Source organism: Kosakonia sp. ML.JS2a (genome assembly GCF_025642095.1).
GTDB lineage: Bacteria > Pseudomonadota > Gammaproteobacteria > Enterobacterales > Enterobacteriaceae.
The window spans coordinates 1645882-1666937 of record NZ_CP106754.1 but is presented as its reverse complement, the minus strand read 5'-3'; the positions used below and the strand labels follow the sequence as shown (position 1 = coordinate 1666937).

The following is a 21056-nucleotide window of genomic DNA, read 5'->3' as shown; positions in this document are numbered from 1 at the left end:
AAGTTTTTTCCACTACCCACAGGCGCAAATTAAATCTCGTCCGGCGTACGCAGATTGGTCACGGCGATGCGTTCGCCACGCTTACGGTCGCGTTCAGACTGCATATTGGCGCGGTAAACGCCCTGATCGCCGACCACCCATGAGAGCGGACGACGTTCTTTGCCGATCGATTCCTGCAACAGCATCAGCGCCTGCATATAGGCTTCTGGACGCGGCGGGCAGCCTGGGATGTACACATCCACCGGGATAAATTTGTCGACGCCCTGCACAACAGAATAGATGTCATACATGCCACCGGAGTTCGCGCAGGCTCCCATGGAGATAACCCACTTCGGTTCAAGCATCTGGTCATAAAGACGCTGGATAACCGGCGCCATCTTGGTAAAGCAGGTACCCGCCACCACCATCAGGTCGGCCTGACGAGGAGAGGCGCGCAGCACTTCTGCACCAAAACGCGCAACGTCATGCACCGCAGTAAACGACGTCACCATCTCTACATAGCAACATGACAGGCCAAAGTTATAAGGCCAAATTGAGTTTTTACGGCCCCAGTTCACCATATCGTGCAGAGCATTTTCGAGCTTGCCCATATACACACTACGGTTGATCTCTTGTTCCAGGGGGTCGGTTACGATCTCCTGTTTTTGCAGGGGGTAACGGTCGTTCTCACCGTTAGGATCTATGCGGGTGAGCGTATAATCCATCTTATTGCCTCGCGGTTAGCGTTGACTGTCAGTGTAGCTGTTGGTCTCTGGATTCATTTGCTCGCGGCGCGAACGCACGGGCGTCCAGTCCAGCGCGCCAATACGCACCAGATAAACGAGACCAGCCAGCAGCACTAAAATGAAAATTGCGGCTTCGACAAAACCGACCCAACCACTCTCGCGAATGGAGGTTGACCATGCGAATAAATAGAGCGCTTCAACGTCGAAGATGACGAAGAACATGGCCACCAGGTAGAACTTGGCGGACAGGCGTAAACGAGCGGAACCGACAGAATCGATACCCGATTCGAAAGGAACGTTTTTGTGCCTCGCGCGCGCGCGACCGCCTAAAAACCGACCGCCAATCAGCATGAAGCAGCACAGGCCAATGGCGACAATAAGAAAGATAGCGAATGCCCAATGATGAGCGATGATTTCAGTGGATGTTGACATACGCATTGCTTAACTCAAAAGGTAGCGTTAAAACCTCTGCTCTTGCTGGCAGATGACGCCACATCGATTCACGGGGAGGAATAAAAAACCACACATTTACTGTGTAAATAGCAAGTACAGCTAAACGATGTGGGTTTTTACTCCTTTCTATAACCTTTTGTCAACTTTAACAAAAGTTTACTCACATTAGTTTACATCGGCAGCAATCCATTAACATTTAATGCCGTTTTCGTGTTCAGCCTCAAGCTTTACCGAAAAAAAAACCGGTGTTGAATCGTGTCCGTTGTGAGTTTTCATCAATATTACCCTCCCATTTTGACAGGATTTTGTCCGGATTCCTCCCCCTCTGCGGGAGTATTTTCTTGATCTGTGACACGCTTTTGTTAATTCATCACTAAAAACGGCAACAATCCGGTGTGATTTTTAACATGAACAGAAGGCATGAAAAACTATAGTTGATAAAGGGATATTTTGCTGTGAAGGGGATTAACGTATTGAAAAAAATAATCATTTATTTGATCAATAATTCACTTGATCATTATTTGTTCAAAAAATGAACCAATGGCATTAATTTTCCTGTCAGTGGTTCATTTTTGCACTTACATTTTGTTACGAGATTTTGGAGTGAATGTTATCCAAAGTCCCCTTCAATAATGAGGGAGTCGCCTCCCCCTTCGGTGGTACTGCTTCCGTAATGCCAGGGATTCTGATAATGCTCCATCGCCTGGAAAATAACCTGCGCCAGTTCATTCTGACTATGCGGGTTATAGCAAAGAAGGTATTCCGTATCAGGTAGCATCGGCAAACCATCCGTCCGCCCCAACACGCGCAATTCCGGGCTCATCATTTCCACCGGCCGCGCGGTCACGCCCAGCCCCGCTTTTACCGCCGCTTTAACAGCAGAAAGCGTGGAGGCAACGTAGGCCATCCGCCAGGGGATGTCGGCATCATTCAATGCGTTGATCACCATATCGCGAAACGCGCTGGGCTCATCCAGCAATACCAGCGGCACCGCTTCGCCTTTTTGCAGCACATATTCTGCAGAACAGTACCAGTGAGTTGGCGAGGTGCGTAGCGTCATTGCATCAAATTGCCCGGAGCGATGGGTTGTCACCACAAGATCAACGTCGTGATCCTGCAGACGATCGCCGGAGAGAGGATTGCGTTTGACGCGAACATCAAGCGCCAGTTTCGGATATACCGAGCTTATACGATTAAGCAGGAACGGCAGAATAGTATCGGCGGACTCATCAGAAGCGCCAATAGTGAGTACCCCCTGAAGATTGCTGAACATCAACGATGTACAGGCTTCATCATTGAAACGTAAAATCTTTCTTGCATAGCCCAGTAACTGAATACCATGCTCGGTCAAGAGTTTATTACGACCATGACGGGCGAAAAGTTCTTTTCCCACTAACTGCTCCAGTCGCTGCATTTGCTGACTTACAGCAGACTGTGTGCGACAGACTGCGGCAGCCGCCGCAGCAAAGGTGTTAAGATCAGCGACCGCAACGAATGTTCTCAGCAGATCGAGGTCGAGATTCAGTATCGGACGATTTGCATTTATCATAATTTTTCACTTACGGGTTGCTCGCGCGGAGTTACCCGGGTTTATGCTGTGCTCGTAAGATTAAGTAATTCCATTTAAAAAGTGCATCCTGCAAAGTCAAGACCAGTATCACCCTGACTTTAAGTTCTGTGTTTATAGTTCGCTGTCTGAGGCAGGCTGAACTCAATGACTTTATTTTGCATACTCCCATTCCTTTTAGATATATAAACCATGCCAAAACGTGTTAATCCTTTTAAGGAAAAACATTTTTACGCAACATTCGCGGCCATACATAGCACAGGCGTCATATACAACCAGTTCATATGAGTGATTGGGAGTAAAAACCATTAATAACAAATAACTAAAATTAAGAAATATCCCACAGAAAAGACAAGGCCTTTTGCTTATGAACCATTTCCAGCACCTCTAAGTTTAACCTAAAACCCTTATATTTATAAGCATTATTGCGGATAATCTTAAGCCAAAAAATGACATGATACCCAACTTAGTTATATTAATATTAATGATAGTCATAGTTCCCATTCTCAATATTAAATAGCTATTATTTGAGGATCAGTCCAACTATTAATAATGCTTAACATTGCGCTCACAGCCCCCTCTTTCCCCCTACCAGAAATGATGATTCCCCCACGCCATCATTCAGATTTTTCGCAGAAAACGCCCTGGCTATAGCATCATCATGCCAAACACATACTGAACAAATGGATTTTAACAACACAAAATAATAGACAAAGACATGATACCAATACCAACAACCAGCCGTAAGTGAAAAAACAGTCTAATCAACAGACAAATAGCCAACACAACAGTTAAAAAGTCGTTAACTCAAAAAGAGTTAAGACAAAATCTTCTCCTGCTGACCCTTCAAAACCGACGGACGTGGGAGTACATTGTTCCGTGCTCACTTCCACGGCAGGCAGTGACAAACTCTAGCTAAAAGGTCAAAGGTTCATGTCCTCCATCGAAAAATCCAGCAAATTAGATAACGTCTGTTACGACATCCGTGGTCCGGTTCTGAAAGAAGCAAAGCGACTGGAAGAAGAAGGCAATAAGGTTCTTAAACTTAACATCGGTAACCCTGCCCCCTTTGGCTTCGAGGCGCCGGATGAAATACTGGTCGATGTGATTCGTAATCTGCCTGGCGCGCAAGGTTACTGCGATTCCAAAGGACTGTACTCGGCCCGCAAAGCAATCATGCAGCACTATCAGGCGCGCGGGATGCGCGAAGTCACTGTCGAAGACATTTATATAGGCAATGGTGTTTCTGAACTGATTGTGCAGTCGATGCAGGCGCTGCTGAACAGCGGCGACGAAATGCTGGTTCCCGCTCCGGACTACCCCCTGTGGACCGCTGCAGTATCACTCTCCAGCGGGAAAGCCGTGCACTACTTATGTGATGAGTCGTCGGACTGGTTCCCTGACCTCAATGACATTCGCGCGAAAATTACCCCTCGCACCCGAGGCATTGTGATCATCAACCCGAATAACCCTACCGGTGCGGTTTACTCAAAAGCGCTGCTGATGGAGATTGTTGAGATTGCGCGTCAGCATAACCTGATCATTTTTGCTGACGAAATCTACGACAAAATCCTCTACGACGACGCTGAACACCACTCAATCGCGGCGATGGCACCGGATCTGTTTACCATCACGTTTAATGGTCTGTCCAAAACTTACCGCGTGGCCGGATTCCGCCAGGGCTGGATGGTATTGAGCGGGCCGAAAAAACACGCTAAAGGCTATATTGAAGGGCTGGAGATGCTGGCCTCAATGCGCCTGTGTGCCAACGTACCGGCACAGCACGCCATTCAGACAGCGCTTGGTGGTTACCAGAGCATTAGCGAGTTTATTGTGCCGGGCGGTCGTCTGTACGAACAACGCAACCGTGCATGGGAGTTGATCAATGATATTCCTGGCGTTTCCTGCGTGAAGCCAAACGGTGCGTTGTATATGTTCCCGAAAATCGACGCAAAACGTTTTAATATTCATGACGATCAGAAAATGGTGCTCGACTTCCTGCTGCAAGAAAAAGTGCTGCTGGTACAAGGGTCGGCATTTAACTGGCCGTGGCCGGATCATGTGCGTATTGTGACCCTGCCGCGTGAAGACGATCTGGAAATGGCGATCACCCGTTTTGGTCGTTTCCTTTCCGGTTACCATCAGTAAGGGTTGTGGGGGCAGATTTGCATCTTCCCCCACTCTCTGCGCACAATGACTCAGGTCGCAGTCACAGACAAGGTTAACTATGAGTCAGAGTCATTTCTTCGCGCATCTTTCCCGCCTTAAACTCATCAATCGCTGGCCGCTGATGCGCAACGTGCGCACGGAAAATGTGTCAGAGCATAGCCTGCAGGTGGCGATGGTAGCCCATGCACTGGCGGTGATCAAAAACCGCAAATTCAACGGACAGGTGAATGCCGAGCGTATTGCACTGTTGGCGATGTATCACGATGCCTCGGAAGTACTGACCGGGGATCTCCCCACGCCCGTGAAGTATTTCAACTCGCAGATTGCGCAGGAATACAAAGCCATTGAGAAAATTGCCCAGCAAAAACTGGTTGAAATGATTCCGGAAGAGCTGCGGGATGTATTTACCCCGCTGATCGATGAACGCCACTACAGCGAAGAAGAAAAAGCGCTGGTGAAACAGGCAGATGCCCTGTGTGCGTATCTGAAATGTCTGGAGGAACTTTCCGCTGGCAATAATGAGTTCGGGCTGGCAAAAACGCGTCTGGAGAAGACGCTGGACGCCCGCCGTAGCCCGGAGATGGACTACTTCATGCAGGTGTTCGTGCCAAGTTTTCATCTCTCGCTGGATGAAATCAGCGAGGACTCGCCACTGTAATAAGCCGTCAGCCGGACGATCCCGGCTGACTGTTTAAAATGGAAACAGCACCGGGATCAGCAGCGCGCAGACCACCATTACCAACAGGGTGAACGGCACGCCGATTTTAACAAAATCGCTGAACTGATAGTTGCCAGGCCCCAACACCAGCGTATTCACCGGTGAGGAAACCGGCGTCATAAACGCAGCCGACGCGGCCATCGCCACCATCATGGCAAACGGATAGGGTGAAACCCCCATTGATTTTGCCGCCGCCAGCGCAATAGGCGCCATCAGTACCGCCGTCGCGGTATTAGAAATAAACAGGCCGATCAACGCACACATCATAAACAGACAGATCAGCATCAGGTGCGGCCCGTAACCGCCCCCCACATCCATCAACCCTTTTACCACCAAATCCACACCACCGGTTTTTTGCAGCGCCAGTGCAAACGGCATCATCCCGACAATCAAAATAATGCTTGGCCAGTGGATCGCTTTATACGCGCTTTCAGCATCAATACAGCGGAACTTACCCATCAGCAAACAGGCAACAATCGCCGCAACCGGATTGGGAATTTCGTCTGTCAGCATCAGCGCCACCATCAGCACCAGGCAGAAGATCGCATGCGGCGCCTGGCTGTGCGCCGGGGATGCTGCGCTCTCTTCGACAGGCAGATTCAGCACCACAAAATCGCGACCGTGCGAACCCAGTTGGCTAATGAGTTTCCAGTTGCCCACCACCAGAATGACATCGCCCAACTGCAAGGGTTCATCCGTAACGGCCCCTTCCCGGGCTTCGCCATCGCGTTTCAGGCCCACAACATTCAGGCCATAGCGAGTACGAAAGCCGATTTCGCGCACCGTTTTACCGGTTAATTCCGAATCCGGAATAAGCGTCACTTCCGCCATACCAACATCCAGCGCCTGATCGGAGAAATATTCACCGCGCAGGATCATCGGCTCTAAAAGTTGCTCAGCACAGAACTCGCGCAGATCGACTTCTGCGGCGGACATATCGATCAACAACACATCGCGGGCGCGGAATTCCGAAACCCCATTCACATTGACGATCACCCGCCGAAAACGCCGCCAGCGTTCAACACCAATAATGTTTGCGCCATAGCGCTCACGTAGCCGCAAATCATCAAGACGCTGGCCAATCATCGGCGAACCGGGACGGATAGCCAGGCGACGCGCCCGGCCGGTAAGGTGATACTCTTTGATCAGATCGCGGAAAGTACGGTGTCTCCAGCTCTCGCGCAGTACACCTTCCTCTTCGCCTTTCAGCATAAAACGCATCAGCAGCATATAAATGATGCCGAGCAGCAGGATCACCAGACCTAACGGCGTGACGCTGAAAAAACCGAATCCCTGCAACCCTTCCCGCAATAACTCACTGTTAACCACCAGGTTTGGCGGTGTGGCAACCAGCGTCATCATGCCGCTGATTAACCCGGCAAAACTGAGCGGCATCATCAAACGCGAAGGCGAGGTTTGCATGCGCATCGACACGCTGAGCACAACGGGGATAAAAATCGCCACCACGCCGGTGGAACTCATAAAAGCGCCAAGACCGGCCGCGGTCAGCATTAGCAGCACCAGCATTTTACTTTCACTGCTGCCGGCCATTTTCACCAGCCAGGTGCCCATATTGGTTGCCACGCCGGTGCGAACCAGGCCATCGCCTATAATAAACAGTGCGGCGATCAGAATGACGTTAGGATCGCTAAAACCGGAAAAGGCTTCCGATAGCGTCAGCGTGCCGCTCAGAATAAAAGCAACAATCACAAACAGTGCTACCGCGTCCATGCGTACTTTGCCCGTTGCGAAAAGCACAACGGCGATACCCAACAGACACAAAACCCAGATCAGTTCACCGTTCACAACGTATCCTTGTCAGTTGATAGTGAGAAAATAGTGCCATAAAAAAACCCCACAAATGTGGGGTTAAATCATGAGATCAGGCCTTCAGCGTTACATTCACCGTTCCATCGGGCTGTTTTGCCACCACCAGCGCATCAAGGCGTGTCAGTGCGAAGTCCACTTCATCGAGCCGGGGCGCATCCGGCGGCACATTCACCGCAATGACGTGGCAACCTGCCGCAAGGCCGGAAAGCACGCCTGCCGCTGCATCCTCAACCACGACGCACTCTTCCGCAGGCAACCCTAACAGCTTCGCCCCCAGCAGATAGGCGTCCGGCTCGGGTTTACCGCGCTTCACCTGTTCGGCAGTGACGAACACTTTCGGCGTGGGCAGCCCGGTGGCGCCGTGGCGCGCATGGGCAACCGGTACAGAGCCAGACGTCACAATGGCCCACGGAATACCGCAGGCATCGAGATGGTTTAACAGTTCAATGGCGCCAGGCAAAGGGGTAATACCGTCGGTGTCCGCCGCTTCAATTTCTTCCAGGCGGGTAAACTCGGCCGCGATCTCCGCTTCCGATCTGCCTGCCATAAAGTGCCGCAGCGAGGTAATGGCCTGTTTGCCGTGGATGAAATTCAGCACATCATCGTGTGCGATGCCAAATCTGTCAGCCCAGCTGCACCATGCCCGCTCCACGGCGGGCAAAGAGTTCACCAGCGTGCCGTCCAAATCAAACAGAAATCCTTTGCACTGCACACACACCTCCTCAGGCGTTAATGATCTGATTAATTTCGTTGCTGCTCAGATGGTACTGGCGCGGGCATGAGTGCCAGACGCTCAGCATGCGTTGATATTTATCCCACATCGGGGTTTGCGCGTTGAAGCCGTGAGTACCGGCGTCGAAATGGGTATAACGGCCTTCAATATTGACCATAAAGCGCACATAACCGAGGTAACGCGCTTCCGTGGCGGCGTCAAAACCGAGGAAAGTAACGCGGCGCTCATCAATGGCGGCGGTGTCTTTGAGGTTGGCCCAGGAGACATGCAGCGCGTGGTACATCTCCATAATATCAATAACGATGCGACAGGTTTCTTCTTTCAGCTCGCCGAATTCACGATCCAGCTCACGCATTTGCAGGCCATATCCGCGCTCAATGATGGTTTGCAAACGACGATAACGTTCCGCATTGGCCGGATCCATCATGGTCATCATTTTATACTGATTGGATAAGATCAGACGTTGGGCATTGGTCATTTCCATCTTTCGACTCCTGTGGCACATCGGCGTATTAAAAAAGATGTATTGAGTTTACATGCTGAAAACGATGGCTTTCTTGATTTGCCGGGGGTGTTGCATGGAACAAAATGAAAAATAAAAAAGAAGACATACCGATAATGCCTTCTTTTATATATTGGCTGGCGACGAAATTACAAATCATCCAGAAAGGTTTTATCCAGTTGTTTAAACGCGCGCTTAAGCGTGTCAGCTAACGCCTGATAATCGGGTTTGCCTTCTACAGGCGCCAGCGCCTGCCCTGCTTCCTGAAGTTTTCCGCGCACTTCATAAAACCAGTGCAGTATGGAGGGCGGCAGCGGCGTGACAGAGCGTTTACCCAGCCACCACAGCCCCTGCATCGGCAGGCTCAGCGCAAATACCGCAGTGGCGACAGCCGGGCCCAGCTGACCGCCCAACGCGAGTTGCCAGCAGAGGGTAAACACCGCCAGCGGCGGCATAAAACGGATGGCGTAACGCGTCGCACGAATGACGCGATTCTCAACAAATACCGGAGCGAGGCGCTTTTCCATTGGCCAGGTCTTCGCATAATGCTGGCCCCGACGGAACAAACTAAAAAAACTGGCGGGGCGATTCTCTGAAGTGGACATGGCGTTACCTCAACTTCACATATAAAAATTAAAAAATTTGTGCAAAACAACAACTACAAATGACAACGTTAAAATTTTTTGTCAATCGCATCAGGTATCAGGTATCCTGTGCCTGCCTTACCAGGGTCATTAGACGAATAACTAAAATTCGTCAAATTTAAGCTCATTATGCCACTGCCTGAAATTTGCGCAAAATAGCTTAAAATTTTATGTATTCTTCCATCATGCCAGAAAGTATTCGCGGCATGATGTTAATCATAAATGTCAGCGTCAACCTGCGCTACGCTGTGCGACTCACTGACGTTTTTTAGCCACGTATCATAAATAGGTACTTCCATGTCGAGTAAGTTAGTACTGGTTCTGAACTGCGGTAGCTCCTCACTGAAATTCGCAATCATCGATGCAGCAAATGGTGACGAGTACCTTTCTGGTTTAGCCGAATGTTTCCATCTTCCTGAAGCACGCATCAAATGGAAAATTGACGGCGGTAAACAAGAAGCGGCTTTAGGTGCAGGTGCCGCTCACAGCGAAGCGCTGAACTTTATCGTTAACACTATTCTGGCACAAAAACCAGAACTGTCTGCACAGCTGACCGCAATTGGTCACCGCATCGTGCACGGTGGCGAAAAATACACCAGCTCCGTCGTTATCGATGAATCTGTTATCCAGGGTATCAAAGATGCAGCCTCTTTTGCACCGCTGCACAACCCGGCGCATTTGATCGGTATCGCAGAAGCGCTGAAATCTTTCCCGAATCTGAAAGACAAAAACGTTGCTGTGTTTGACACCGCGTTCCACACCACCATGCCGGAAGAGTCTTACCTCTATGCCCTGCCGTACAAACTGTACAAAGAGCACGGCGTTCGTCGTTACGGCGCACACGGCACCAGCCACTTCTATGTGACTCAGGAAGCGGCAAAAGTCCTGAACAAACCGGTAGAAGAGCTGAACATCATCACCTGCCATCTGGGCAACGGTGGTTCTGTTTCTGCTATCCGCAACGGCAAATGCGTGGATACCTCCATGGGTCTGACCCCGCTGGAAGGTCTGGTGATGGGCACCCGTTCTGGCGACATCGACCCGGCTATCATTTTCCACCTGCATGACACCTTGGGCATGAGCGTTGAAGCTATCAACAAAATGCTGACCAAAGAGTCCGGCCTGCTGGGCCTGACCGAAGTCACCAGCGACTGCCGTTATGTAGAAGACAACTACAAAGATAAAGAAGACGCGAAACGCGCCATGGACGTGTACTGCCACCGTCTGGCGAAATACATCGGCTCTTACACTGCGCTGATGGAAGGTCGTCTGGACGCGGTTGTCTTCACTGGCGGCATCGGTGAAAACGCAGCAATGGTGCGCGAACTGTCCCTCGGCAAACTGGGTGTTCTGGGCTTCGACGTTGACCACGAGCGCAACCTGGCTGCCCGTTTCGGTAAGTCTGGCTTTATCAACAAAGAAGGCACCCGCCCGGCTGTCGTTATCCCGACAAACGAAGAGCTGGTCATCGCGCAAGACGCGAGCCGCCTGACTGCCTGATTACACACACCGCCAGCCAATGCTGGCGGTGCTGTTTTGTAACCCGTCAACCATGACGGTAACGAAAGAGGATTAACCGTGTCCCGTATTATTATGCTGATCCCTACCGGAACCAGCGTCGGTCTGACCAGCGTCAGCCTTGGCGTGATCCGTGCTATGGAACGCAAAGGCGTTCGTCTGAGCGTCTTTAAACCGATCGCACAGCCGCGCGCTGGCGGCGACGCTCCGGACCAGACCACCACTATCGTGCGTGCAAACTCTGGCCTGCCAGCGGCTGAACCACTGAAAATGAGCCACGTTGAATCGCTGCTCTCCAGCAACCAGAAAGACGTGCTGATGGAAGAGATCATCGCGCGCTACCACGAAAGCAGCAAAGATGCGGAAGTGGTGCTGGTTGAAGGCCTGGTGCCGACCCGTAAACACCAGTTCGCTCAGTCGCTGAACTTTGAAATCGCGAAAACGCTGAACGCTGAAATCGTGTTCGTTATGTCTCAGGGCACCGACACACAGGAACAGCTGAAAGAGCGTATCGAACTGACTCGCAACAGCTTCGGCGGCGTGAAAAACACCAACATCACCGGCGTTATCGTTAACAAACTGAATGCCCCGGTTGATGAACAGGGTCGTACCCGCCCGGACCTGTCTGAAATTTTCGACGACTCGTCCAAAGCGAAAGTTGTGCGTATCGATCCGGCTAAACTGCAGGAATCCAGCCCGCTGCCAGTACTGGGCGCGGTACCGTGGAGCTTCGATCTGATCGCCACCCGTGCGATCGACATGGCGCGCCACCTGAACGCCACCATCGTTAACGAAGGCGACATCAAAACCCGCCGCGTGAAATCCGTCACCTTCTGTGCGCGCAGCATTCCGCACATGCTGGAACATTTCCGTCCGGGTTCCCTGCTGGTAACCTCCGCGGATCGTCCGGACGTGCTGGTTGCTGCCTGCCTGGCGGCAATGAACGGCGTGGAAATCGGCGCCTTGCTGCTGACCGGCGGCTACGAAATGGACGCCAGCGTCCGCAAACTGTGTGAACGTGCTTTCGCCACCGGCCTGCCGGTCTTTATGGTGAACACCAACACCTGGCAGACCTCCCTGAGCCTGCAGAGCTTCAACCTGGAAGTCCCGGTTGATGACAACGAGCGTATCGAAAACGTTCAGGAATACGTGGCCAGCTACATCAACGCACAGTGGATCGACTCCCTGACCGCCACTTCTGAGCGCAGCCGTCGTCTCTCTCCGCCAGCCTTCCGTTACCAGCTCACCGAGCTGGCACGCAAAGCCGGCAAACGCGTTGTGCTGCCTGAAGGCGACGAGCCGCGTACCGTTAAAGCCGCTGCTATCTGTGCGGAACGCGGTATCGCGACCTGTATCCTGCTGGGTAACCCGGACGAAATTAACCGCGTTGCCGCCGCGCAAGGCGTTGAACTGGGTACGGGCATCGAAATCGTCGATCCGGATGTGGTGCGTGAAAGCTATGTTGCCCGTCTGGTTGAGCTGCGTAAGAGCAAGGGCATGACCGAAGCCGTTGCTCGCGAGCAGCTGGAAGACAACGTGGTGCTCGGTACGCTGATGCTGGAGCAGGATGAAGTTGACGGTCTGGTTTCCGGTGCGGTTCACACCACCGCGAACACCATTCGTCCGCCGTTGCAGTTGATCAAAACCGCACCGGGCAGTTCACTGGTTTCCTCCGTGTTCTTTATGCTGCTGCCGGAGCAGGTTTATGTTTACGGTGACTGCGCAATCAACCCGGATCCGACCGCTGAACAGCTGGCAGAAATCGCCATTCAGTCTGCGGATTCCGCTATCGCGTTTGGCATCGAACCGCGCGTGGCCATGCTCTCCTACTCCACCGGTAACTCCGGCGCAGGTAGCGATGTAGAGAAAGTGCGTGAAGCGACTCGCCTGGCGCAGGAAAAACGTCCTGACCTGGTTATCGACGGTCCGCTGCAGTACGACGCCGCCGTCATGGCTGACGTGGCAAAATCCAAAGCGCCGAACTCTCCGGTTGCCGGTCGCGCTACCGTGTTCATCTTCCCGGATCTGAACACCGGTAACACCACCTATAAAGCGGTACAGCGTTCTGCCGACCTGATCTCCATCGGGCCGATGCTGCAGGGTATGCGCAAACCGGTTAACGACCTGTCCCGTGGCGCGCTGGTTGACGATATCGTCTACACCATCGCACTGACCGCGATTCAGGCATCGCAGCAGTAATCTTTCTGCTCTGCGACAAAAAGGCGACCCGCGGGTCGCCTTTTTTATTTACAACAGCTCCCGCGCGGCCGACACAATGTCGTGCGCCGTTAAGCCATACTCTTTTTGCAGGAAATCCTGCGTTCCCACCTGGCCGTAGCGCTCCTTCACGCCGACACGTCGCATCGGCACCGGGCAGGTTTCCACCAGCACTTCCGCCACCGCCGATCCCAGCCCGTTATGGATGCTGTGGTTTTCACAGGTGACGATGCGCCCGGTTTTCTCAGCGTAATTCTTCACTAACATGCGATCGATGGGTTTCAGGGTAAACATGTCGATCACCGCCGCGCTCACACCTTGCTGTTCAAGTTGCTGCGCCGCTGCCAGCGCTTCCGCCACCATAATGCCGTTGGCAATCAGCGTAATGTCCTGACCTTCACGCAGTACGTTCCCTTTACCGATGGTAAACTGCGAACCGGGCTGGTACACCGTCGACGCCTGTTTGCGGATGGTACGCACCCAGTAAAAACCGTCAAGATCCGCAAGCTGGCGGAGAATGTCCTCAAACATCACCGCATCGGTCACTTCCAGTACCACCGAATGCGCCAGTCCGCGCACAATCCCCATATCTTCAAATGACATGTGCGTACCGCCGTTATGGCAGGCGGTGACCCCGGCATCAGAAGCAATCACTTTCACGTTATTACGCTGGTAATCAAGGGACATAAAGAGCTGATCAAAACAGCGACGACTGGCGAACGCGGTAAAGGTATGCACAAACGGTTTACGCCCGGTCAGCGCCAGTCCTGCCGCCGTACCAATCACGTTCGCTTCCATGATCCCGCAGTTAATCACCTGCTGTGGGTATTTTTTGTGCACGCCATCCATTGCCATCGAGCTCATCAAATCCGCTTCCAGCGCAATCACATCGCTGCCTGCCTCAATCTGTGCGCTGATAAAGCCGGCATAGACCTTACGCATTTCAATGCTGTCTTTTCCGCCTACAGGGGCAACCTTAATCATGCGCGGCCTCCAGTTGTTCAATGGTTTCATTCAGCGCCTGTTTCATCTCATCGGTCAGACGCAAATGGTGTGAGTTGCTAAGGTTTTCGAGGAACGGCACGCCCTGCCCTTTAATACTGTCCAGAATGACCAGGCGCGGACGGGCATCGGCTGGCAGCACCGGTTTCACCACCTCCAGCAACCCGGCAATGTCATCGCCTCTGACGGTGCAGACATCAAAACCAAAGGCACGGAATTTCCCTTCCAGATCGAAGGCACAGATGATCTCATCCAGCTCACCATCCAGTTGCTGCTTGTTCCAGTCGACAAAGACCGTCAGGTTATTGAGCTTGTGATGGGCAATAAACTGAAACGCCTCCCAGCACTGCCCCTCGTTCAGTTCCCCGTCGCCAACAATACAAAACACCCGGTTCGGCCTGCCCGCCAGTTTATGCCCCAGCGCCATACCCCCTGCGATGGAAATCCCCTGCCCCAGCGAACCGGTCGTGGCGTCCACGCCGCGCGTCTTCAGGCGATCCGGATGGCTTGGCAAACGCGTCCCGTTGATATTCAGCGTCAGCAACTCTTCCTGCGGAAAGTAGCCCTTCAGCGCCAGCGTGCTGTACAGCGCCGGGCCGGCATGCCCTTTCGACAACACAAAGTAGTCGCGCTGCGGCCAGTCCGGATCGGCTGGGTCAATACGCATCACCTCGCCATACAGCACCGCCAGCGTCTCCACCACTGACATACTGCCGCCGTAGTGACCAAAACCTAAATGCGTCAGCGATTTCAGGGTTGCCACGCGGATATCCCGTGCAAACTGCTTCACTTCGTTAAACGTACTCATGATTTCGCTCCGGAGTTTTCTTCTGCGCCATTGCCGCGCGCTTTGCCCTTCGACATGACGTTCCAGATGACCAGCGCGACAAACAGTGCCACCACAACGCCGGTAATCGCCATTGGCGACAGATAACGCGCCAGGTTGCCCAGCACAATGCCAACGAAACCGAAGTCCGCATCAGAGAAGGTGGTATTGGCAAAGCCCAGTGCGCCAAGAACGGGTAGCAACAGTACCGGCAGGAAGGTGATCAATAAACCGTTGGCGAACGCGCCGAGCATCGCCCCGCGGCGGCCTCCGGTAGCGTTACCAAACACGCCTGCGGTCGCCCCTGTAAAGAAGTGCGGCACCACGCCAGGCAGGATCAGCACCAGCTTCATCTGCCCGAGCAGGAACAACCCAACCAGCCCGCCAAGGAAACTGAACAGGAAACCCACCAACACGGCGTTTGGCGCATACGGGTAAACAACCGGGCAGTCCAGCGCCGGACGGGCATTCGGCACCAGTTTTTCGGAAAAGCCAGTAAATGCCGGGACAATTTCAGCAAGGATCAAGCGCACACCTTGCAGGATAATGAATACACCTGCGGCAAAAGTGATGGCCTGAATAATGGCGTAGACCAGGAAGTTCTGCCCGGCGCTCAGTTGGCTTTCGACATACTCGCGGCCCGCACAAACTGCGAGGATCATGTAGATAATGATCATCGTCAGCGAGATTGAGATGGAGCTATCACGCAGGAAGCTGAGGTTTTTCGGCAGGTTCATCTCTTCGGTTGAGCGCGAGCCTTTGCCGCATTTACTGCCGATCCAGCCAGAGAGCACATAGCCCAATGTGCCAAAGTGACCAAAAGCGATATCGTCATTGCCGGTGATGCGCTTCATATAGCGCTGGGCAATGGCCGGGAAAAAGGCCATCACCAGCCCAAGGATCAGCGAACCGGTAAACACCAGACCGATACCCTCGAACCCGGCCACGGTCAGGATGACGCCAATCATACAGGCCATGTAAAAGGTATGGTGCCCGGTGAGGAAAATGTATTTCAGGCGTGTAAAGCGGGCGACGACAATATTCGCCACCATACCAAACGCCATAATTAATGCAGTTGAAGCACCGTATTTCTCCAGCGCAATAGAGACGATAGCCTCGTTATTAGGAATAATGCCCTGAATATTAAACGCATGTTCAAACATGCCACCCAGTGGATTAAGGGAACCGACTAATACCGTTGCACCACCGCCCAGTACAATAAAGCCCAGAATGGTTTTTACCGTACCTTTAACAACGTCAGAGAAGGATTTTTTCTGCGCCATCAGACCAATCAGAGCAATTAACCCGACCAGTACCGAGGGTACTTTTAATATATCAACAACAAAATTCAGCGTTTCAAGGATAAACATATCCACCTCGCTTAATACACACCGCATCCGCACTGTGTACAGTTGATGTTAACGGTTGGCGAAGAAAGCACTCACTTTCGCTTCCAGTTCGTTGATATCAATGATGTTATTGATAACGATAAGTTGATTTTCCGGTACGCTGGCGCTGGCGGCGATATCTTTCGCCATCACGAACACATCGGCAGCGCCGGGTGTGGCGGACGACAAATCGGAATGTTCAACTTCGGCCTCAATATTCAGCTTTTTAAGGACTTTTTTAATGTTCATTTCGACCATGAAACTACTGCCAAGTCCGGATCCGCAAATTGCCATTATTTTCATTGTGGTTACCTGTTTTTTGGGTAGAGTACGACCGCATCACCCGTTGCCGGGTAATGAGTAAAATCCTGGTAAGAAAAAAATCAGTAGCGTTGAATTATATTTTTAATCTCCTCAAGACAGGTTGCGCGATGTAATTGCTCCATATCGTCATCGCTGGAAAATAACTCCGCCAGCGCGGCGATCATTTCGATATGGCTGTGTTTATCCGGTGCCGCCAGCATGATAATGGTATCCACCGGATCAAAATCCTCTGCGCCAAACGCCACCCCCTGACGCAGTTTTAATAACGATAAACCTAACCCTTTCGCCCCCTCTTCCGGCCGCGCATGGGGCATCGCCAGCCCTGGCGCCAGCACATAGTACGGCCCGAGTTTATGATGCTGCGCCACAATGGCGGTCACGTAGTCTGGCGTGATAATGCCCGCAGTCAGCAACGGTCTGGCGCAGATCTCCAGCGCCTGCGGCCAGTTTTCCACACTGTCGAGCAGTTGAACCGTCTTATCGTTCAGCCATTGGTTTAACACGTCACGCTCCTTCTCAGAGAAAAGATGAGCAAACTTTATGCAAGTCATCGCCCCTTAGCTGTGATGATAGTCGCAAAGATAGCGCTACCAAGGCGCAGTTGCGAAAAATGTGATAGCGCTATCAGATCTGAAAACGCTGGCTATTTCTCAGCAAAACTCAGGATTTCCGGCGTATACTGCGTTACAGACGAACGATAAAAAAGTGCCTGAATAGGTTGGGATCAGCAGGAAATAGCATGTCAATTACCCGAAAACGGCGGAGTACCGGAAAAGTGACCCTCGCCGATGTCGCGCAACTTGCCGGCGTCGGTACCATGACCGTCTCGCGGGCAATACGCACCCCCGAACAGGTATCAGATAAGCTTCGCGAGAAGATAGAAGCCGCCGTGCAGGAGCTGGGTTATATGCCCAATCTGGCGGCCAGTGCGCTGGCGTCGGCGTCGTCCTGGACCATCGCCATGGTGGTGCCAAGCCTCGCGGAATCCGGCTGCTCGGAAATGTTCGCCGGGCTACAGCAGGTATTGCAGCCCGCAGGCTACCAAATCATGCTGGCGGAGTCGCAGCATCGACTGGAGCAGGAAGAGAAACTGCTGGAAACGCTGCTGGCCTCAAACCTTGCTGCGGCGATCCTGCTTAGCGTCGAGCACAGCGATATGGTGCGCCACTGGCTGAAAAACGCCTCGATTCCGGTGATGGAAATTGGCGCAGTGCGCGCCGATCCGATTGATATGAATATCGGCATTGATAACGTGGCGGCCATGTATGAGCTCACACAGATGCTGATCCAGCGCGGCTACCAGAATATCGGCCTGCTGTGCGCCAATCAGGAGCAGTGGATCTTCCAGCAGCATTTACAGGGCTGGTACAAAGCAATGCTGCGCCACCATATGTCGCCGAACCGGGTCATTAACGCCGCCGCCGCGCCGGTATTTTCTACCGGTGCCGCGCAATTACCGGAATTTTTACTGGCCTGGCCGGAGCTGGATGCGCTGGTCTGTGTGTCGGATGAACTGGCCTGCGGCGCGTTATACGAATGTCAGCGCAGGCGGATTAAGGTGCCGGATGATTTAGCGATTGTCGGTTTTGGCGACAGCGACGTCAGCCGGGTATGTCAACCACCGCTGACCACCATCTCGGTGCCGCATCGCAAAATTGGTATCGAAGCCGGGCGCGCACTGCTGGCGCGCCTGAATGACGAAAAGTGGGAGAACAAAACGCCCATCGCACCGACGTTTTGCCTGCGGGATAGCTGCTAGCTACTCCGCTTCCTGCACGTTTTCCACGTCGTTGCTGGCATTGCGGCTCATCCACAGCGCCAGGGCTTTTAGTGAGTCATCGGTGAACTCATCGCAGCGGGCGGTGATCTCTTCTGGTGTCATCCACCAGACTTCACTCACCTCTTCTTCCTGCAGGGCAAACGGCCCGTGGGAAACGCAACTGAACAGCCCGCCCCACACCCGGCAATGTTGATCTTCAAAATAGAACTGACCGTGTTCGGCAAACGGCACACCGGCAATGCCTAACTCTTCTTCCGCTTCACGGCGCGCGGAGTCCAGCAGGTTTTCCCCCGCCTGCACCACGCCTCCGGCGGTGGCATCCAGCATACCGGGCATAAAATCTTTGATTTCGGTACGGCGCTGCACCAGAACTTTGCCCATCCCATCATGCACCACAATGTAGGTTGCGCGGTGACGCAGACACTGTGCACGCATTTGCTGCCGACTGGCCTGCGCAATCACCTCATTGTCTTCGTTGACAATATCCACCCACTCCATGCCTGCAAAATGACTCTGTTCCACCATCGGGAAATCTTCTCTTTGTGGCGCTCTGTTGGCGCGTTTCGGTTGAAAGGTAACTTACGGATTAATCGACACCTGTGCAATAACCCGCTGATCATTAAGTGCGATAACGCTTAGCACATTCTCATCCAGCATGCCGTAGCTGGGGGCAAATCCCCCCTTCGGGATACTCACCGAACCGGGGTTGAAATGGACGATTGCACCGCGTTTTTCCGCCACCGGAATGTGCGTGTGACCGTACGCCAGCACATCACCCGCCTCCAGCGGCAGTACATCGTCCGGGCCAAACAGATGACCGTGGGTCAGAAATACGCGCCGCTCCGGCAACAGCAGTTGCTGCCAGGGGGCCGTTATCGGGAAGTGCAACAGCATCTGATCCACTTCACTGTCGCAGTTGCCGCGCACGGCGATAATACGGCTGGCCTGCTCGTTGAGCCGCTCCGCTACCTGTGCAGGGGCGTAGCCTTCCGGCAATGCATTGCGCGGGCCGTGATTGAGCACATCACCGAGGATAACCAGCCAGCGGGCCTCACTTTGAGCAAACAACGCCAGTATGCGTTCCGTCGCGGGTAACGACCCGTGAATATCCGATGCAAACATCAGCTTCATCACTGCACCTCTCTGAAAAAAACCGCTTTATGATAGCGGAAGCGGCGTCGTATATCAGCCCGCTCGCTTAGCGGAAAGTGCAACATAGCGCTGGATGGACGAGCGCTGCCACTGAAACGCAGCATATTCCGCCAGTAACGGGGGAACATCATCACCGTTCATCACCAGTCGGTTGAGCATCGCCGACAAGTCAGCATCGGCAATACACCATTCACCAAACAGATTCGGTTTACCGTGCGCCAGCAGCTCCCCGGCGATGGCATACAGTTTTGCCGCACTCCGCTGCCCGGCTGCGCTTAGCGGCCCCTTTTTCTCCCCGGCGAACATAATGGTGGTCGGTCGCTCTTCACGTATCGGCAGCAGATCGCTGCGGATCCAGGCCTGGATTTGTCGCGCGCGGGCGCGGTTTTGCAGATCGTGAGGGTAAATACGCTCCCATTCGGGCGGCGCGAAACGCTCTTCCAGATATTCCGCAATCGCGGAGGATTCGCTGAGCGTAAATCCCTCTATCTCCAGTAATGGCACCCGCTGAGTCAACGGGTAACCCGGCCAGTCCGGCGTATGTTGTACGCCAGTATTGATATCAATGGCTTTGACGGTGAAGGGCAACCCTTTTTCATGCAGTGCAACCCAGGCTGACATCACATACGGGGAGAAGAAATTTGCATCAGACCACAGGGTCATTGCCGGTTCGCTCATAACGTCCTCGTTTAACGGTGAAATTTTCCATCAAAATATAACGTCCTGTGTGAGCTGTCACTTAATGAAAACTCGCCCACCAGAGGTAACACCTATACTCAGGAGGTGATGCACATTCCCATAACAGGAGTCTTGATGATAGACCTCTATTTTGCTCCCACGCCGAACGGTCATAAAATCACACTGTTTCTTGAAGAGGCGGGCGTTGAATACCGACTGATCCGCGTGGATATCAGCAAAGGCGAACAGTTTCGCCCCGACTTTCTGATTATCTCCCCGAACAACAAAATCCCGGCGATTGTCGATCATCACCCTGCTGATGGCGGCTCGCCCGTGAGCGTGTTCGAGTCCGGCGCCATTTTGCTCTATCTGGCGGAAAAAACAGGGCAACTGCTCAGTCGCCATCTGCGCGAACGCACCCTTGCGATACAGTGGCTGTTCTGGCAGGTTGGCGGGTTTGGCCCCATGCTCGGGCAGAACCACCACTTTAATCACTTTGCGCCGCAGCCTGTGCCCTATGCCATTGAGCGCTACCAGGTGGAAACTCAGCGGTTGTACCAGGTGTTGAATAAGCGACTGGAACGCGTCCCGTGGCTGGCGGGCGATGATTACAGCATTGCCGATGTCGCCGCATGGCCGTGGGTCAGATCGCATCAACGCCAGCGCATCGATCTGGAGAATTTCCCGGCAGTGTTCAACTGGTTTGAGCGGATCCGCACGCGTCCGGCCACCGAGCGGGCGATGCAGAAAGCGCAGTCGGTGTGAAGTAACCTGTTCTCATGAATGAAAAAAATCATTCAGGATGTGCTCAGCATCGCATGCGAATATTA

Annotated in this window: 21 protein-coding genes; 6 read left to right on the top strand and 15 right to left on the bottom strand. The window is 53.0% G+C overall.

The genetic code is table 11. From position 1 onward, the window contains the following. Nucleotides 1-29: 29 nt before the first annotated feature. From nuoB to lrhA, 3 genes are all read right to left on the bottom strand, one after another. Nucleotides 30-704: an NADH-quinone oxidoreductase subunit NuoB gene (gene nuoB, locus N7922_RS08065; RefSeq protein ID WP_007371088.1), complete on the bottom strand. Its 675-nt coding sequence runs from the start codon at nucleotides 702-704 to the stop codon at nucleotides 30-32. Nucleotides 705-719: 15 nt separating this feature from the next. Next, nucleotides 720-1163: an NADH-quinone oxidoreductase subunit NuoA gene (gene nuoA, locus N7922_RS08060; RefSeq protein ID WP_263100026.1), complete on the bottom strand. Its 444-nt coding sequence runs from the start codon at nucleotides 1161-1163 to the stop codon at nucleotides 720-722. Between the two features lie 625 nt (nucleotides 1164-1788). Further along, nucleotides 1789-2727, bottom strand: a complete 939-nt coding sequence (lrhA, locus tag N7922_RS08055; protein ID WP_061493922.1) for a transcriptional regulator LrhA — start codon at nucleotides 2725-2727, stop codon at nucleotides 1789-1791. Between the two features lie 951 nt (nucleotides 2728-3678). Between lrhA and alaA the strand changes: the two genes are divergently transcribed. Both alaA and yfbR read left to right on the top strand, forming a co-directional pair. Continuing rightward, nucleotides 3679-4893 (top strand): alanine transaminase AlaA, encoded by a 1215-nt coding sequence (alaA, locus tag N7922_RS08050; RefSeq protein ID WP_263100025.1) that lies wholly within the window; start codon nucleotides 3679-3681, stop codon nucleotides 4891-4893. 79 nt (nucleotides 4894-4972) lie between these two features. Further along, on the top strand, nucleotides 4973-5572 hold the full coding sequence (yfbR, locus tag N7922_RS08045) for a 5'-deoxynucleotidase (protein WP_061493920.1): 600 nt from the start codon (nucleotides 4973-4975) through the stop codon (nucleotides 5570-5572). 33 nt (nucleotides 5573-5605) lie between these two features. On the opposite strand, the gene N7922_RS08040 is transcribed toward yfbR, so the two are convergent. From N7922_RS08040 to yfbV, 4 genes are all read right to left on the bottom strand, one after another. After that, nucleotides 5606-7438: an SLC13 family permease gene (locus tag N7922_RS08040; protein WP_263100024.1), complete on the bottom strand. Its 1833-nt coding sequence runs from the start codon at nucleotides 7436-7438 to the stop codon at nucleotides 5606-5608. A gap of 76 nt (nucleotides 7439-7514) precedes the next feature. Beyond that, nucleotides 7515-8204, bottom strand: coding sequence for a sugar phosphatase (locus N7922_RS08035; RefSeq protein WP_317633855.1), 690 nt, complete (start codon nucleotides 8202-8204; stop codon nucleotides 7515-7517). Beyond that, nucleotides 8185-8679, bottom strand: coding sequence for a YfbU family protein (locus N7922_RS08030; protein ID WP_263100022.1), 495 nt, complete (start codon nucleotides 8677-8679; stop codon nucleotides 8185-8187). Before N7922_RS08030 ends, N7922_RS08035 begins: the two co-directional genes overlap by 20 nt. A gap of 167 nt (nucleotides 8680-8846) precedes the next feature. Then, nucleotides 8847-9302 (bottom strand): terminus macrodomain insulation protein YfbV, encoded by a 456-nt coding sequence (gene yfbV, locus N7922_RS08025; RefSeq protein ID WP_061493916.1) that lies wholly within the window; start codon nucleotides 9300-9302, stop codon nucleotides 8847-8849. Nucleotides 9303-9638: 336 nt separating this feature from the next. Here yfbV and ackA point away from each other — a divergent pair, with 336 nt between their 5' ends. Both ackA and pta read left to right on the top strand, forming a co-directional pair. Next, entirely contained in the window at nucleotides 9639-10841 is a 1203-nt protein-coding gene (gene ackA / locus N7922_RS08020) for an acetate kinase (RefSeq protein WP_263100021.1), read from the top strand. Between the two features lie 78 nt (nucleotides 10842-10919). Continuing rightward, nucleotides 10920-13058 (top strand): phosphate acetyltransferase, encoded by a 2139-nt coding sequence (gene pta / locus N7922_RS08015; RefSeq protein WP_263100020.1) that lies wholly within the window; start codon nucleotides 10920-10922, stop codon nucleotides 13056-13058. 48 nt (nucleotides 13059-13106) lie between these two features. Here the strand turns inward: pta and N7922_RS08010 are convergent, their stop codons facing one another. From N7922_RS08010 to N7922_RS07990, 5 genes are all read right to left on the bottom strand, one after another. Further along, nucleotides 13107-14060, bottom strand: coding sequence for a transketolase family protein (locus N7922_RS08010; protein ID WP_263100019.1), 954 nt, complete (start codon nucleotides 14058-14060; stop codon nucleotides 13107-13109). Then, nucleotides 14053-14886 (bottom strand): transketolase, encoded by an 834-nt coding sequence (locus tag N7922_RS08005; protein ID WP_263100018.1) that lies wholly within the window; start codon nucleotides 14884-14886, stop codon nucleotides 14053-14055. The genes N7922_RS08010 and N7922_RS08005 overlap by 8 nt, the downstream gene beginning before the upstream one ends. Beyond that, a complete protein-coding gene (locus tag N7922_RS08000; RefSeq protein ID WP_263100017.1) occupies nucleotides 14883-16274 on the bottom strand; it encodes a PTS ascorbate transporter subunit IIC in 1392 nt (463 codons plus the stop codon). Before N7922_RS08000 ends, N7922_RS08005 begins: the two co-directional genes overlap by 4 nt. 48 nt (nucleotides 16275-16322) lie before the next feature. After that, nucleotides 16323-16595: a PTS sugar transporter subunit IIB gene (locus tag N7922_RS07995; protein WP_263100016.1), complete on the bottom strand. Its 273-nt coding sequence runs from the start codon at nucleotides 16593-16595 to the stop codon at nucleotides 16323-16325. An 80-nt stretch (nucleotides 16596-16675) separates the two neighbouring features. Next, nucleotides 16676-17119 carry a PTS sugar transporter subunit IIA gene (locus N7922_RS07990; RefSeq protein WP_263100015.1) on the bottom strand — a complete coding sequence of 148 codons (444 nt, stop codon included), beginning with the start codon at nucleotides 17117-17119 and terminating at the stop codon, nucleotides 16676-16678. Nucleotides 17120-17355: 236 nt separating this feature from the next. On the opposite strand from N7922_RS07990, the gene N7922_RS07985 reads away from it, so the two are divergent. Further along, on the top strand, nucleotides 17356-18375 hold the full coding sequence (locus N7922_RS07985) for a LacI family DNA-binding transcriptional regulator (RefSeq protein ID WP_061493908.1): 1020 nt from the start codon (nucleotides 17356-17358) through the stop codon (nucleotides 18373-18375). Here the strand turns inward: N7922_RS07985 and yfcD are convergent, their stop codons facing one another. Genes yfcD through yfcF form a run of 3 tightly spaced genes read right to left on the bottom strand, consistent with a single transcriptional unit; the run spans nucleotide 18376 to nucleotide 20226 of the window. Beyond that, a complete protein-coding gene (yfcD, locus tag N7922_RS07980) occupies nucleotides 18376-18921 on the bottom strand; it encodes an NUDIX hydrolase YfcD (RefSeq protein ID WP_263100014.1) in 546 nt (181 codons plus the stop codon). A 54-nt stretch (nucleotides 18922-18975) separates the two neighbouring features. Then, nucleotides 18976-19527: a phosphodiesterase gene (gene yfcE / locus N7922_RS07975; protein ID WP_263100013.1), complete on the bottom strand. Its 552-nt coding sequence runs from the start codon at nucleotides 19525-19527 to the stop codon at nucleotides 18976-18978. Between the two features lie 54 nt (nucleotides 19528-19581). Beyond that, the gene (yfcF, locus tag N7922_RS07970) at nucleotides 19582-20226 is read right to left on the bottom strand and encodes a glutathione transferase (RefSeq protein WP_263100012.1); all 645 of its coding nucleotides are present in this window, start codon (nucleotides 20224-20226) and stop codon (nucleotides 19582-19584) included. A 135-nt stretch (nucleotides 20227-20361) separates the two neighbouring features. Between yfcF and yfcG the strand changes: the two genes are divergently transcribed. Next, nucleotides 20362-20991, top strand: coding sequence for a GSH-dependent disulfide bond oxidoreductase (yfcG, locus tag N7922_RS07965; RefSeq protein ID WP_263100011.1), 630 nt, complete (start codon nucleotides 20362-20364; stop codon nucleotides 20989-20991). The last annotated feature ends 65 nt before the right edge of the window (nucleotides 20992-21056 follow it).